We start from the raw sequence: 14,725 nt of genomic DNA, 5'->3' as shown, positions 1-14,725 counted from the left end.
CGTTCATTCGTGAATTGGAGAAACACCATGTCTGATAACAAATCTCTTGTAACCCGTATCGCAAGCCGGTTTGGCGTGGACACCCGAAAGTTCTATGAAACTTTGAAGGCGACCGCATTCAAGCAGCGAGATGGAAGTGCCCCGACCGATGAGCAGATGATGACGCTCCTGATCGTGGCTGAACAGTACGGTTTGAACCCTTTCACTCGGGAAATCTATGCGTTTCCTGACAAGCAAAATGGGATCATTCCGGTAGTAGGTGTTGATGGTTGGAGCCGCATCATCAACGAGCATCCCCAGTATGATGGCGTCGAGTTCGTGTATTCGGACAAGATGGTCAGAATGCAGGGGGCGAAAGTTGACTGCCCTGAGTGGATTGAATGCGTGATTTACCGTAAGGACAGATCTCGCCCTATCCGCATCAAGGAGTTCATTGATGAGGTGTACCGTGAACCGTTTCAGGGTCAAGGTCGCAATGGTGCTTACACTGTTGATGGCCCCTGGCAAACGCACACCAAGCGTCAACTCCGGCACAAGTCGCTGATCCAGTGTTCTCGTGTCGCATTTGGTTTCTCTGGTATTTATGACCAGGATGAAGCTGAACGCATCCGTGAAATGGAGCAGGCATCGGCCATTAACCCGGCTATTGCCAATCTCCCTTCACCATCTCAAGTTCAAAGCCAAGAGCCTTTGGCTATTGAGCACAAAGAGCTTGACCCGATCCTAACCAAACTCGCAAATCGCGCCATTGCTGAAAACGCATGGTCTGCGGCGCATGAGTATGTGAAGGGACGGTATGAAGGTTCGGAACTGCAATATGCGACTCAATTCCTTCGTGACAAGGAGATGGATCAAATGGAGCCTCCGAAACCTGACTACCAGGAAGCGCACGAGCAAGAGTCCGCCGCTGGTGGTTCTGCAAATGCTGAACCTGGTGCCGAAGAAATGCCGCCTTTGAGTGACGAGGACATGATCCCTGTTACAGAAGAGGAGGGCGCGGAAGGCAGTTACTACTAACCCCAACGGGGGGGACTCCCCCGCTGGGGGAGATCTCCCTCCTAACCATTGGAGAGAGGTCCATGAAAATAGTCAACCTATCGCAACGAGAGGAAGATTGGCTTGATTGGCGGCGTCAAGGTGTAACAGCCACTGACGCCGCTATCCTGCTCAATCGGTCTCCGTACAAAACACGATGGAGACTGTGGGCCGAGAAGACTGGGTATGCGCGTGAAGTCGATCTGAGTCTTAATCCGCTGGTTCGCCGGGGGATAGAAAACGAAGATGCTGCAAGACGCGCTTTCGAGGAGAAGTATGATGACATGCTGCTCCCCGCCTGTGTCGAATCGGTTCAATACCCGCTCATGAGGGCCTCCCTGGATGGCCTGAGAGATAACGGGGAGCCCGTCGAGCTGAAAAGCCCGAGTGCGACTGTCTGGGAAGATGTTTGTGCTGAGAAAGCAAACAGCAAGGCATACCAGCTTTATTACCCGCAGGTGCAACACCAGCTCCTGGTAACGGGGGCCAAGCAAGGCTGGTTAGTCTTCTACTTTGAAGGTCAGATTCAGGAGTTTCCAATACTCCGAGACGAAGCCATGATTCAAGAAATCTTGGCCGAGGCTAAAAAGTTCTGGCAACAGGTAGTAGACAAGAAGGAGCCCGACAAAGATCCAGAGAGAGACCTGTACATACCGCAAGGTGAAGAGGTCAACCGTTGGATTGCTGCTGCTGAGGAATACCGCCTCTATGATGCTGAGATTCAGGAGCTGAAACAGCGACTGTCTGAGCTTCAAGAAAGGCAAAAGCCTCATCTCGACACCATGAAGTCCCTCATGGGGGAATACTTCCATGCCGACTACTGCGGTGTGATGGTAACGAGATACAAAGCGGCTGGCCGGGTAGACTACAAAAAGCTGTTGGCTGATAAGGCGTCAGGCGTGAAGCCTGAGGATGTTGACCAGTACAGAGAGAAGTCATCAGAGCGGTGCCGTGTAACGGTTACTGGCTCTGTGAAGCCACGGTACATTGTTGATGAGGACGTGCTTGCTCCTCTTGATGATTTGCCGGAAGAAGTAGAGACGTTCTACTGGTGAGTGGGGGATTTTCCCCCGCTTTCCCTTGGGGATTCTGGGAGTCTCCAACGGAAAGCAAGATTTTGTTCTCTTCGGAGAGCGAAAAGTGCGATAGCTGGTCGCCAAAAACAAACAGCAAATTAACGTTAATTTACTAGCCCAACCGGGCGCATCCGCCCGGTTCGGGACGTGGTGCGCCCCCAACTTTTTGGAGTGCATCATGACTAAAGTGAACCATCTACAAAGCCTCTGTGTTATCCACGTAGACTTTGACATCTGGAGTGGACAAACCCGTTTGTCTGCATCTGATCTCAAGCTGGGCGAGGGTGGTGAAATTCCACCTGAGAAAGTAGCTCAACTGGGAAGTAAGAAGATCTGTGATCCGGCTAAGCTGAAAGGCTTTCATCGCCTGAAAACAGAAACTCGTCGCCTCCTGCTGAAATTCGGTATGCCGTTCATGAACGGATTTGCCGTACCCGTCAGCAAGACCGATGAAATCTGTAACAAGCTGAATGACATAAACTTTCAGTTTAACCAACTGAAACAGGATTTCATCAAAGGTTACAACAAAGCCGTGGATGAATGGTGTCAGGAGAACCCTGAGTATGAACGAGCTATCCGTGCCGGAGCCCTTCCAAAGGAAACGGTCGAGGAGCGGATTGGCTTTGAGTACCAGGTGTTCATGATCCAGCCTGTGAACGAAGATGAGGCCAACGCCAAACGCCTTAACCGCAAGGTTGAGCGCTTGGGTGACGATCTCATCTCCGAAGTGGTTCAGGAAGCGAATAAGTTCTATATGGAACGTTTGGCCGGTCGAGACCAATGTGCGGTCACTACTCGGCAGACACTCCGTAACATCCGCGACAAGGTGGATGGGCTTAGCTTCCTGAACAGCGCTTTTAACCCTCTGGTCAAGCTGCTCGACCAAACCCTCCGGGGATACGAGCAACATGCCGATGGCCGAAACATCGTTGCGCCTTTCTTTTATCAGGTCGTGGCCGCAGTGCTGATCATGAGCGAGAGGGACCGCATCGAGCAGTATGCCAATGGCTCGATTACTGTAGAGGGCATGGCTAATGACATTGGCGGTTCGGGAGCCCAGATGGGGGACCGTTCTAAAGATGAAAAGGCCGAACAGAAAAGCGATAAAGCCGGTGAGCTTATCCCTGCAACAGAGGGTGGCGAAACCAAGCAGCAACAGGTAGGTGGTACTGAATCTGTTCAATCAGAACAGACTAACAGCGGTGGTAACGCTGTTGACCTGGATGAAGACATCGACAACTTCTTCAAGAGTTTTGCAGAACGAGGCGAGGGTGAATCGGAAGATGAATCCAATGCCGGTGATGTGGTTCGAGAAGAGCGCGTTGATGTTGAGGATGAGCCGGTTTTGCCTGAGGAAACTCCGGTAGAGCAAGAGCCTGTCCAAGAGGAGCCGACAGAGGAGCCTCTCAACCAGGAGCTGCCTAAAACTGACGACGATGGCGACTATTTCTTCTAATAGTCACTTCAACTAAACCGACCCGGAGGGGATAGCCATTCCCTCCAGGGGTGGACTATCTCCTTCCCTACCAGGAGAAAAGATATGTCCAAAAAACGCACCATTTACAGCGCTCTACCAATCGTGGCCGCAGCCTATGGTGAAAAACTCGGTGTCAAAGTCGCCATCGGTAACGATGACGCATACACCGATGGTAAGACCATCGTGGTTCCGAATATCCCCGACGACTATCCTCACATGGATGCTGTCTGGGGGTATTTGGCCCATGAAGCAGCCCATGTCCGGTTTACGGACTTTGGTGTTGAGCGCCGCAGAGGTCTTCATGCTGAGTTGTCCAACGTTTTGGAGGACTGCCGCATAGAACGGGCCATGATGGAACTCTTCCCCGGTACGTCGCAGACCCTGAATGAGGTTGCTCGCTATATGGCTCAAGCTGGTCATTACGAGCACGTCACAGACAAAGAGGCCCCTGCCTCCATTCTGACAGGGTTTTGTTTGTACTGGTTGCAAACCAAGGCTGTAGGGCAATCCGTCCTTCAACCCTATCTCGATTCGGCTACCCCCGTATTCGAGCGCGTGTTCCCTCAGGGTGTTGTTGTTCGGCTGAACGCTTTACTGCGTAAGGCTGTGAACACTAAGTCAACCGCAGAGGTGACATCCTTGGCCGACCAAATCATCAAGATGATCGAGGAGGAAAAGGAGAAAGAAGAGCAAAAGCCCCTGAATGGTCAGGATGGTAACAACCAGCAGAATGCTGGTGGCAACCAACCTCAGAACAGTCAGGGCGGAAGTGGTAACGATCAAAACCAAGGGCCTGATGCCAATGGTGGTGATCAGCAAGGTAAAGACCAGAAGCAAGACGATGCTAACGGGAAATCTGATCCGAAAGGACAGGGCGACCAAGGCAAGTCGGATACTGATGGTGGCAGCAAGGCAGGACAAAGCCAGGCTGGTGGCAATTCTGACGCGGCGAAACAAGACGCGGCCAAAATGCTCCAGCAGGTTCTGAATGCCGGTGCCGGTGATTTGCGTGGTGACGCGCATGATGCACTTAAAGCCGAGCTCAACCGGGTGGCTCAAGATAAGGGGGACAGTAGCTATATGACTGTTCGCTCTGCTGTGAACACCCAGGACAACCCTGCTGTTGGCAAAAGCCTGGTAGGGGATGTGAAGAGCACCACTTCAAAGATAAGAACGCAGCTCTACGGATTGGTCCAGGCCAGCCAGCGAGTTGCTCACCGTAACCAACGATCAGGGAAGCGTGTGGATGCTCGGAAACTACATCGTGTAGTGACGGGTGATACCCGCGTATTCCTCAAGCCGGAAGCCAAGAAACGCCCTAATACGGCGGTTCACATCCTGGTTGATATGAGCTCCTCGATGGCCTACAAGGCCGCCAATGGAAAGGAGCGTCAAGACATTGCGCGGGAAGCGTCCTTGGCTATTTCGATGGCTCTGGAAGCAATACCCGGCGTAAACCCGGCAGTCACCTTTTTTGGTGGCAACCGGAACCAGCCAGTGTTCAGTGTCGTGAAGCATGGAGATACGGTTCAGAATCGGGCCGGTCGGTTTGGGTTCAAAGCAACTGGCGGTACGCCTATGGCGGAAGCTATGTGGTATGCAGCTTTTGAACTCACCAAGACCCGTGAAGAGCGAAAAATGTTGATCGTAGTGACTGACGGGCAGCCTCAAAGCGCCCCGGCATGTCGCTCAGTGATTGACCTCTGTGAACGAAGCGATGTTGAGGTGATCGGCATAGGGGTAGAGACTACCGCAGTGTCAGGACTGTTCCAAAAGAACATTGTCATTGATGATGCGGCAGCTCTGCAACGCACACTGTTTAAGTTGATGGAGCGGTCATTGACTGCTTTTGCAGCTTAACAGGAAGTGAAACGACAAACGGCTATCCCTTCGGGGGTGGCCGTTTTTATTTGGAGAGTCTATGAACCAATTCCATTCATCTTTGGATTTGTATCATCGGAACAAAGGTAGAAGGGCTACAGTGCCGGAGACGCCTTTTTTACTGCTTGCTAAGCGCATTCCTCCGATGTACTGGAGACTGTTCCAGGGTGTTACTTTGGATAGTCGTATGGGATACACAGGCAGGCGGCAGTTCCACAGTCTTGGGCAAGCAATCGACTGGGCAAAGTCATCAGTTGGCGATTCCTGGTCAAATAAGCGCTTTCACAAGCCGGTAGGCCTCGATGTATTGCTGGCCTGTACTGCGAGTAAGGTGCCTGAACATCTGGTCGAAGAACTGAAAAGACGGGGCAGTTGATGCGTCTTTGAGCTTTGCACCCGAAAAGGGCAGTTTGAGCGTTCCTGTTCACACAGCTCTCGTGGAACAATCAAAGTGAGGAGGGAATACCCTCCCACTTTCTCAGAGGCCTTCATTGAGGGTTGCTGAGAAAGTGAATTTTGTCCTCTCTGAGGGCGAAACGTGCGATAGCTGGTCGCCAAAAACAAACAGCATTCAACCTCAGCCTAAGGGCGCACTGCGCCTGACAGGCTCTGTGTGCCCAAGTTACTTTAAGGAGCACACATGTCTCATCTGAACAATCTCAAATCCGTAATGATCTCTCTCGCCGCCGAACATAAGCTGCCTGAAATCTACCAGGATGACATCACTACCGATGTGGAGTCTCTGGATCGATTCGATGGTTTACGTCTGGTCTGGCTGTTGCGGTCTTGCGGCAGCGTATTGGTGCCAGCGGAAGTTGGCGTTAATCCGATCTATATCACCCATTGGTTGTGGTCTAACCACGGTCAACAGGTGGTTCCATTCTCTGTGGATACCCGCACGGGGTTGATTGAAAAAATCGACTTCGAGCAAGCTGAAAAGCTGATCATGCAGATGCCTTGCAACCTCTCTTCATTGCAGAACAAGGAATACTTGGTTGACCAGGTAAACCGAGTGTTGCAACGAGGTTGTGAAATGCGTATCTGGGGTATCTTCGAGTCTCCAAGCTCGGTGGAATCCGTTGGTGGTTGGAAAGAGTGGCAGAGCTATTTCAGCTCTACTGGGAATCGACTGATGGCCGATTTCGTTGGTAAAGCCATTCGATTCACCAACCCTCGATAAATCGCCGTTCAACCATTAACCCTAATTAACCCTATGGGGCTCCGATAGCCCTGAGGGGACGGGGCTCCGCAATCGCAATAAGGAGTCCCTATGAAAAACCTATCAGCTTTGGAAGCAGTTCTTGACTACGACAAACCTTCTCGACGTTTTCTTGATGAGCTCAACGAAAACCAGATGAAGGATTTGTCCGGGGAAATCTTCGCCAAGCTCTACTGGAGCAAGCGTAATCCCCAGTGGTACGAGAAAGACACCAATCGGCTGTTTGCACGACTTCGTTGGGTTCAGCGCATCATCAAGAAGCGCTTGAAAACCGGCAAGGTTAAACCTGAACTGACAGAAAATGGTTCAGTGATGGAGCGCTTCAACTTCCCTTATGGTGACACTCTCGATTTCTTCCATCGGTACTTGCGACATCCCAAATGGGAGGTTGTGTATCAAGAATCGGGGTGCAGTGCCTTTTGGAAAAATGAAGCAACGCTTGAGCTATGCACCTACTGCGAAGGTGATGTGGTCATGATGAAGGCTCCTGATGAAGCAACCTTCTTTCGTGATTGCAATCGCCTTAGCTGGTGGTATGCAGATAACGCTTGATCTTAATCCCTAACCAGGGGCGAACCGGCCCCTGATGGGAGCATGGTGCGCCCCATCTATGATGGAGGACGCCATGTTCAAATCATCAGTATGCTCCTACGAAAACAGGGGGCCTTACGGAAACAACAAGTACCGAGGCAACTGCTCGGGCTTTATCGTTAAAGACTTCATTGAGTCTTACATGAGAAAGCCGAACGGGCTGGTGGCAGACCCAAGTGTTGGGGGTGGCTCTAGCATCGACGTTGCCAATGAACTTGGTGTCCGTTTCAAAGGGACAGACTTGCATCAGGGGTTCAACCTGTTGCGGGATGACTTCCTTTCGTTCCTCGGAGAGCCTGCACACCTGATCTGGTGGCACCCTCCTTACTGGGACATGATCCAGTATTCAGGTAAGCAGTGGGGCGAGCCCAACAAATGGGATATGAGCCGCATGAATTTGCCTGAGTTCGTTGAAGCCCTTGAGCTGGCCGTTATGAATATTCATGACGCCTGTGAGCGAGGAGGGCATTACGGAATCCTCATGGGAAACCTGAGGCGCGATGGGGATTATTTCAACCTGTCCAGCCTTGTGGAACGTATCGCACCTGGGAAGCTGGTGGATGAGATCATCAAAACACAGCACAACTGTGTGAGTGACCGAACTCAGTATTCCGGGAAGCTGGTGCGTATCGCCCATGAAAAGCTGTTGGTGTTTCGTCGTAACGACGTTGCCTCATCGCTCTGTCTTCTTGCTGCCGTACACCGTCGAGCAACCAATATGGTTTCGACTACGTGGAAAGCTGCAATACGCCGAACCCTACAGGGGAAAACGTTGAAGCTGGAGCAGATTTACAAAGAGATTGAACCCTACGCAAAGCATCGAGAGAACAACCACTGGCAAGCAAAGGTCAGGCAAGTTCTTCAAGATGCCAGGTTCTTTATTCGCATCGAGGTAGGTGTCTATGCACTTGCTGAGTAGCCCAACCGGGGCGTGACATCCCGGAGGGGATTGGTCGCGCTCATCAACAACAAAGGAGCGTGACCATGAACGTACAACTTCAAGCCAGCAACAATGTGCTGTTGGCGCAAATCGAAAGCAAAGGCCTCACTGTTGAAACGCATTGTCGCAGTGGCTTTTGTGGCATGTGCCGGGTTCGTCTACTCGAAGGTCAAGTGGCCTATGACGAGACGCCCATCGCATTTGTCAAAGAAGGGGAAGTGTTGGTTTGCTGCGCTAAAGCAAAAACCGATGTGACCTTGGAAATTTAACCCATCCGGAGGAGCCTTTCCTGCGGGTGGGGCTCCTCTATCCATTACGAGGAGAAACACTATGTCTATCAATACCAAAGTTGAACAAATCGCATACGGTCATGCTACCGCTCTAGTGCTCAGTGAACTGGGCCAACAAGAGAATTGGTGCAAGGCTTATGAGTATTTGTCTGAGTGTGTCGAACGGGGAGACGAGCCTGAGGATCTGGTCGTTTGGCAACCGTTTGAGCACTGGGAATGGAAAGACATTCTGGAGCAAATCGAGAGCGAAGCCGAGTCTCTGCTTTCGACTATTAAGTCCGTTTTAGGCTTGGCCCACAAAGGCATCATTCAGTCAGCAATTGACTGCTCTCTGGATTCGGACATGACCCAGCTTGACCTGATTGGAATGGTCGAGCTCGGAAGTGAAATCGAAGATGGGGAGTGTGCTGGAGGTGGCTATGCAGCTTAACCGATACACGGCCAGGGAGTCTGACAAAAGTCGGATACTTCGGACCATCGGCTGGTGCAAGCGCAATCACCTTACACTTGCCGGTCTTCCATACGAGGACAATCTTGCAGGAAGTGACGGGATCAGCATAGAGATCATCACTCCTCCTGGTATGTCGCGGGAAATGTTGGAGCAAGCCGTCAGAGAGGGGTATTCAGAGCGAGATGTCGTAAGGCATCGCATTCTGGAGTGCCCTGTCGGTTGGTTCATGGAAGCTGATGGCAAGGCATTTGATCATGAAGTGTTCCACGATTACGTGGTGGCTCATGGTTATGGCGAACCTTCCAGCGAAGCCTATGAGCTGGCGGAGCGGTGGTTCTGGCAGGGCAACGATTATGCGTTGATAGCTGCGGAAATAGTTGCTCGTGATCTTTGTGTTCGTGATGACGAAGATGAGGACTGATCCTATGGATGCTGTAGCGCATATAGCAGCAGATAACCTTGTACCGGCATGTGGAGGTGCAGAGAAGCCGTTTACCGTTAGTGGTAGACAGTGGCTTTACTGCTATCACCCAGCCAGTGGGAGGCACTGCTACTTAGACCTCGATAATGACCGTCCAGTCTGGCATCGAGGATTTCATCCTGCTTTTCATCCTGAGCTTGAGTTCGCTGATGAAGCTGAGTTGCTTCGACCAGTTGAGCGAAAGCCTGACCATGAAGAGCTGGAGGATTTTTACTTTTAACCCACGGGGCCGCTCTTCCTGATGGGAGACGGTCCTCCATTCTCAAAGGAGAAGACCATGAAAGATCACAGTCAAACGATTGTGTTCCCTGGGAACAATGTTGAATCACTTGCTGAGGCTAACGCCATGTTGAGCGCTGTGTCGGAAGATGCACGTAAAGCCAGCAATACGGAAGACAAACGTGACCTTGAATCGCTTCAAGGCTGGCTGGAAGAGAACATCAATTCTCAACTGGCAGGCGTGAAGTAACTATGACTGTAACCCCACTGGGGGCTTCATGCCCCTGTGGGGGCATGGTGCCCGTAAAAGGAGTCACCATGAATGCAGTGAAGATGATCCAGAAGGAAAACCAGCTTGAGCTGCCGCTTTTCTTCCTGGATGAAGAGCCGAAGACCGCAGAAGTCATTCCATTTGAGCCAAAGCCTGAATGGACTGATGATGAGGTAAGGCAGTTACGTGATGGGCTTTTATGGCATAGCCTTAGAGTCCTTGCTGATGGTCGAGCTGGAAGTGAAATCAAGCAGGAAACGATGGCTTGGGTGATGTCCGATGAGGTACATCCATTCTCATTTGTGGTCTGCTGCGATGAAGCAGGTTACGATCCATCTGGAGTAAGGGAAGGCGTGAAGTCTATCCTAAACCGCTTAGCGCGGGTTAAAGCGGGGGGTTAACCCCCTGCTTTCCCAGTGGCATCGACTTTCACATGTGAAAGTTTGTGCCCCTCGGAAAGCAAGATTTTGCTCTCTGTCGAGAGTGAATAGTGAGGTAGCTGGCCTCCCCAAACAAACAGCATTCTACATAACCCTTGGGGGATCACTGCCCCTCGGGCTGGTGGTTCCCTGACAAACATGGAGCCACAACTATGACTACTCTTGCCAGCTTTGCGAATCCGATTTCTGTTATTCAACGCTCACCAACCAGTGGGGTGTTTGGCACAAATCAGTTCGTAGGAGACAAAGAGGGATTTGTACAAAAGGTGCTCGGAAAGTGGTACTGCAATCCAGGGAATACCATTCCCGTTGAGAGCATGTCCCACCTTGAGCAGGCGGAGAAACTGTATGACTTCTATGTCAAGTATCTCCAAGTGAAAGAAAAGATCTCTGTGAACCTTGGCCGGGTGCTGCATAAGCTGTACAGCACTGGTTCTATCAAGGAAGCAGAGATCGTGCTTGAAGCAATAAAGGCTCAGGCTGGCGTAACAGCTTGAGCAATCTACTAACCCTAAACCGGGTGCATCCGCCCGGTTCGGGACGTGGTGCGCCCCCAAACTATTTGGAGTGCATCATGGAAAAACATAACCTCAAATCCGGATTCAGCATCTATTTCGCTGACGTCCATTTCGAGAAACAAGTCTACGCATTCGGCTCAGGACTTGGCTTCACCTCTGTGATTTACGCCTACTCGCTGGGCCGAGATCCGGAAGAAGCTGAGAAGCTGGCGCTTGAAAAGTACGACTCTGACGAAACGAAGGTGAAGAAGGTGCATGTCAATCTGGCTCGCAGCCAGGACATCAACCGCTACACCTTCCCTGAACAAATGGCTGGCTTTGCTAATGCCATTCAGTCTCACGGCATCGCTGTGAACTGAGAACCACTTTAAACCCATCGGGGCCATTACTTCCCGATTGGGACGGTAGTGGCCTCTCAACCGAAAGGAGAGAGCTCATGGCTACTATCGTAAACACCAAGTTAGGAGAACATCGAGGCAAGAAGCGCGTCTGGCTGGAAGGCCAAAAGCTACTGCGTGAAGGTTACTATCCTGGCATGAAGTATGATCTGGAGCTGAAAGATTCCCAGGTTGTGCTTCGCGTCAAAGAGGAGGGTAAGTTCACCATCAGTAAGCGCGAGCGCAATGGCCGGGTGTCTCCAATCATCGATCTGACCGTGCAGGAGCTTGCTACCGTTTTTGACGGTGTAGAGATGCTCCGCGTGTTCATCCGTAACGGCGCAATTGTGATCTCTGCTCACCATCAACAAGAGCGAGTGATCGAGCGCGTCAACCGGCTTATCAGTAAGCTGGAGAATGGAGAATCGCTTTCGGTATGCAGCCTCTTTCATGGGGGTGGTGTGCTTGATAAAGCGATTCACGCCGGTTTTCACAAGGCGGGAATTGCCAGTGCCATATCTGTGGCCGTGGAGATGGAAGGGAAATATCTCGATTCGTCTTTGGCAAATAACCCGGAGCTTTGGAACGAAGATTCTATTGTTATCGAATCGCCAATCCAGGCTGTGAATCTCAGCAAACGCCCACCACAGGTGGATGTTTTGATGGGGGGCATACCGTGTACCGGCGCGTCAAAGTCAGGTCGCAGTAAGAACAAGTTGGAGTTTGCCGAATCGCATGAGGCGGCAGGTGCCATGTTCTTCAACTTCCTGCAATTCGTAGAAGCGCTAAACCCAGCCGTTGTGCTGATTGAGAACGTGCCTGAGTACCAGAACACCGCTTCGATGGAAGTGATTCGTTCGGTGCTCTCTTCGTTGGGTTACTCCCTACAAGAGCGCATTCTCGACGGCAATGAGTTTGGGGTTATTGAGCGCCGCAAGCGTCTTTGTGTTGTTGCGCTTTCCCACGGGATCGACGGGTTTGAACTTGAGAAGGTTCAGCCTGTTCGCACCAAGGAAAGTCGCATACAGGACATCCTGGAGCCAGTTCCGCTCGATTCTGAACGTTGGAAGTCATTTGACTATCTGGCTGAGAAGGAGTTGAGAGACAAAGCTGCTGGCAAGGGGTTCTCTCGCCAGCTTCTGACTGGCGACGATGAGTTTTGCGGCACCATAGGTAAGGACTATGCAAAATGCAGAAGTACCGAACCTTTCATTGTTCATCCAGAACAGCCGGAGTTGTCTCGCATCTTTACACCGACAGAACATTGTCGAGTGAAAGGGATACCAGAGGAACTCATCCAAGGTCTGTCGGACACTATTGCCCACCAGATTCTCGGGCAATCGGTAGTCTTTCCCGCGTTCGAGGCTTTAGCCCTCGCATTAGGGAACAGCCTGTGGAGCTGGGTTGGAATGATGCCAATCATGGTCGAAGTCGTGGATGAATCACAGCCGGTGATCGGTGGTGAAGACTTCCATTGGGCAACGGCATTGGTTGACGCAAAGGGCACTCTCAAGCTGTCACCGGCAGCGAAAAAACAGGGGATGCCCTTCAACATTATGGATGGTCAATTGGCTGTCTATTCACCTAACGGAACTAAAAAGAGCTGCGGCCATGAGCCTTGCGAATATCTCCCGGTAATGATGTCCGGAGACGCAATCATGGTCACTTCATCTTTGGTTCATTAGTAACTCACCGGGGCAATGCCGAAAGGCCTTTGCTCCGGCCTATCCGAAAGGAGAGTAATCATGAAAATCGAAACTGTTGTGCCTTTACCTCCCGAGGATTCAGGCCTTCAACACTGCATTGCCAGGTTCCATAACCGCAACATGGATTCCAAGCGAAAAGACAAGACCCGTTTTTTCAGGAGGGAGCCGGTTATGATCGTAAACCCAGAGACCAAAGCAAAGGTTCTCCGGTATGCGATGGGCAACCCTGGGAATTTATCCATCACAAAGCTGGCGGTCGCGCTGGATTACGATGCGGTAGATGCTCTGGGTGTTCGTTTTAAAGACACTGTAAATCTTGAGGTTCGCAGAGCCAGGCGCTGGGAAGTCTGGCAGTGGTTCTGGAACCATCCGGATCAAAGTGTCCAACTGTCAATCAAATTGGGCGTGGTTGGCGCTGTGTTGGGAGTCATGGGCTTCCTGACTGGCGTAGCTCCGTACCTCTTGGGATAAACCAATAAAGCCGTTAACGGGCAATGTAAGTCCGGAGACGGCTTGCATTGCTCTCTCGAAAGTGGAGAGTCAAATGAACACATTAGAACAACTTGTAAATCAGAGAGTGCTTGAGGAAGGTCTGAAAAAGGCGAAGCCATTGGCCGCGCAAATGGGGCTTGAATCTGTACCTGATGAGATGCTTGAAATGATCTGCCCAAACTTGAACTACTCTGGGCAGTTTACGCCAGCTCTGTACGCGAGATTTCAAAGCGTAAAGCGATTACTGAAAGAGTTGTCGGAACAAACCTCACCTAAGCACGGGCATATTGTGAAGTTTACCAACCAATATGGGAGCTACGATGAGTCAGCTTTGCTGTTCAAAGAAGGCGACGTCAGAAACCAGAACTTGGTTGCTTGTGTGGGCGGGAAGACGCTAAATCTCGGAGAGCTAGAGCTTCGAGATTATGGGCTCAATATGCACATCGGTTGCGGTGGACCATTTGAGCCGATCTCAGAAGCGCAGATTCAGTCCTTGTCTGAGTTTGACTTCTATGAGACGACCTACAGATTCTGGGGCCAGAATCCATGTGGAAACGGGATGATAGACATCACCGTCCCTATGAAACGTTGGTTCTTGACTGTGTAGCTTCAACCTGAGTGCGCCGAGAAATCGGCGTACCGGCCCCTTAAAAAGGGTAATCAGCGCAGGGGGAAACCCCGCGCTTTCCCAAGCATCTCGGTTTCCCAGGGTGCTTCGGAAAGTGCCTTAGGCGCTCAAGTGCGGTAGCTGGCTGCCAAAAACAAACAGCAAATTATCAACCCTGACGGGAGCACCTCCTGTTAGGGGGGCTCCGTCATAAACTGAACGGAGATATAGCATGTCTAAAAACGTCAACGATGTTTTTTCAAACCGAACTTCTTTGGAATGTACTGTAAATGCAGCGCTGGATCGTCGTATCGGTCTGCGTGTCGGGTTCCCTCATTACAGAGAAGGAGCAAACGGTGTGGTTTGTGAGATCGAAGCAGAGTACCCATTGCTCAACACTCATTCGAGTGTTGCATGGCCCCTGCTCGATGAACTCAACAGTTACACCATCCAAAAAAACCAATCGCTCATTGATCACATTGATAATGCGGTCGCTGAACTGTTGAAACACAAGGCTCGTCTACAGCTTGATATTCAAAAGCTGCAAGACGGTGACATTGATCTGGTGAAACAGGCCAAGCAGCAATACGAAGACAACCAGATGTCGAGTAGCAGCTAGTTCAGGTCTGATAGCCAGGATTCAATTTTAACCCT

The 14,725-nt window shown here is 51.2% G+C and carries 18 protein-coding genes and 1 pseudogene; all 19 read left to right on the top strand.

Features of this window, described 5'->3' with window-relative positions; genetic code table 11:
* Nucleotides 1–27: 27 nt before the first annotated feature.
* Nucleotides 28–616: pseudogene (gene bet, locus ACLHV8_RS25895) on the top strand (phage recombination protein Bet); the annotation flags it as partial.
* Nucleotides 617–1,079: 463 nt separating this feature from the next.
* Nucleotides 1,080–2,090 (top strand): YqaJ viral recombinase family protein, encoded by a 1,011-nt coding sequence (locus ACLHV8_RS25890; RefSeq protein WP_000706865.1) that lies wholly within the window; start codon nucleotides 1,080–1,082, stop codon nucleotides 2,088–2,090.
* Between the two features lie 199 nt (nucleotides 2,091–2,289).
* A complete protein-coding gene (locus ACLHV8_RS25885) occupies nucleotides 2,290–3,567 on the top strand; it encodes a DUF3150 domain-containing protein (RefSeq protein WP_000170086.1) in 1,278 nt (425 codons plus the stop codon).
* Between the two features lie 84 nt (nucleotides 3,568–3,651).
* The gene (locus ACLHV8_RS25880) at nucleotides 3,652–5,448 is read left to right on the top strand and encodes a VWA domain-containing protein (protein ID WP_000039318.1); all 1,797 of its coding nucleotides are present in this window, start codon (nucleotides 3,652–3,654) and stop codon (nucleotides 5,446–5,448) included.
* Nucleotides 5,449–5,509: 61 nt separating this feature from the next.
* Entirely contained in the window at nucleotides 5,510–5,845 is a 336-nt protein-coding gene (locus tag ACLHV8_RS25875; RefSeq protein WP_001071288.1) for a hypothetical protein, read from the top strand.
* A gap of 264 nt (nucleotides 5,846–6,109) precedes the next feature.
* Nucleotides 6,110–6,649, top strand: coding sequence for a hypothetical protein (locus ACLHV8_RS25870; RefSeq protein WP_000018872.1), 540 nt, complete (start codon nucleotides 6,110–6,112; stop codon nucleotides 6,647–6,649).
* A gap of 90 nt (nucleotides 6,650–6,739) precedes the next feature.
* Nucleotides 6,740–7,240, top strand: coding sequence for a hypothetical protein (locus tag ACLHV8_RS25865; protein ID WP_000793769.1), 501 nt, complete (start codon nucleotides 6,740–6,742; stop codon nucleotides 7,238–7,240).
* 73 nt (nucleotides 7,241–7,313) lie between these two features.
* The gene (locus ACLHV8_RS25860) at nucleotides 7,314–8,198 is read left to right on the top strand and encodes a hypothetical protein (protein WP_000477209.1); all 885 of its coding nucleotides are present in this window, start codon (nucleotides 7,314–7,316) and stop codon (nucleotides 8,196–8,198) included.
* Between the two features lie 65 nt (nucleotides 8,199–8,263).
* Nucleotides 8,264–8,488, top strand: coding sequence for a class I ribonucleotide reductase maintenance protein YfaE (gene yfaE / locus ACLHV8_RS25855; RefSeq protein ID WP_001102700.1), 225 nt, complete (start codon nucleotides 8,264–8,266; stop codon nucleotides 8,486–8,488).
* 61 nt (nucleotides 8,489–8,549) lie between these two features.
* Nucleotides 8,550–8,939: a hypothetical protein gene (locus ACLHV8_RS25850; protein ID WP_000026577.1), complete on the top strand. Its 390-nt coding sequence runs from the start codon at nucleotides 8,550–8,552 to the stop codon at nucleotides 8,937–8,939.
* Nucleotides 8,929–9,381 carry a hypothetical protein gene (locus ACLHV8_RS25845; RefSeq protein WP_001176699.1) on the top strand — a complete coding sequence of 151 codons (453 nt, stop codon included), beginning with the start codon at nucleotides 8,929–8,931 and terminating at the stop codon, nucleotides 9,379–9,381. Before ACLHV8_RS25850 ends, ACLHV8_RS25845 begins: the two co-directional genes overlap by 11 nt.
* A gap of 337 nt (nucleotides 9,382–9,718) precedes the next feature.
* Complete coding sequence (locus ACLHV8_RS25840; protein WP_000651508.1) at nucleotides 9,719–9,910, top strand: hypothetical protein; 192 nt, start codon at nucleotides 9,719–9,721, stop codon at nucleotides 9,908–9,910.
* 68 nt (nucleotides 9,911–9,978) lie between these two features.
* Nucleotides 9,979–10,332: a hypothetical protein gene (locus ACLHV8_RS25835; RefSeq protein ID WP_000994741.1), complete on the top strand. Its 354-nt coding sequence runs from the start codon at nucleotides 9,979–9,981 to the stop codon at nucleotides 10,330–10,332.
* 191 nt (nucleotides 10,333–10,523) lie between these two features.
* On the top strand, nucleotides 10,524–10,868 hold the full coding sequence (locus tag ACLHV8_RS25830; RefSeq protein WP_000209093.1) for a hypothetical protein: 345 nt from the start codon (nucleotides 10,524–10,526) through the stop codon (nucleotides 10,866–10,868).
* Between the two features lie 77 nt (nucleotides 10,869–10,945).
* Nucleotides 10,946–11,248 (top strand): hypothetical protein, encoded by a 303-nt coding sequence (locus ACLHV8_RS25825; RefSeq protein ID WP_000410925.1) that lies wholly within the window; start codon nucleotides 10,946–10,948, stop codon nucleotides 11,246–11,248.
* A gap of 77 nt (nucleotides 11,249–11,325) precedes the next feature.
* A complete protein-coding gene (locus ACLHV8_RS25820; protein WP_000201432.1) occupies nucleotides 11,326–12,951 on the top strand; it encodes a DNA cytosine methyltransferase in 1,626 nt (541 codons plus the stop codon).
* 60 nt (nucleotides 12,952–13,011) lie between these two features.
* Nucleotides 13,012–13,443, top strand: a complete 432-nt coding sequence (locus ACLHV8_RS25815) for a hypothetical protein (protein ID WP_000687894.1) — start codon at nucleotides 13,012–13,014, stop codon at nucleotides 13,441–13,443.
* Nucleotides 13,444–13,516: 73 nt separating this feature from the next.
* Nucleotides 13,517–14,071 carry a hypothetical protein gene (locus tag ACLHV8_RS25810; protein WP_001093868.1) on the top strand — a complete coding sequence of 185 codons (555 nt, stop codon included), beginning with the start codon at nucleotides 13,517–13,519 and terminating at the stop codon, nucleotides 14,069–14,071.
* Between the two features lie 232 nt (nucleotides 14,072–14,303).
* Complete coding sequence (locus tag ACLHV8_RS25805) at nucleotides 14,304–14,690, top strand: hypothetical protein (RefSeq protein WP_000042274.1); 387 nt, start codon at nucleotides 14,304–14,306, stop codon at nucleotides 14,688–14,690.
* Nucleotides 14,691–14,725 lie beyond the last annotated feature (35 nt).

Origin of the sequence: Enterobacter sp. CPE_E863 (assembly GCF_046521465.1) — a bacterium.
GTDB lineage: Bacteria > Pseudomonadota > Gammaproteobacteria > Enterobacterales > Enterobacteriaceae > Enterobacter > Enterobacter adelaidei.
Note: the sequence above shows the minus strand (reverse complement) of the source record. Positions and strands in the feature narration are given on the sequence as shown.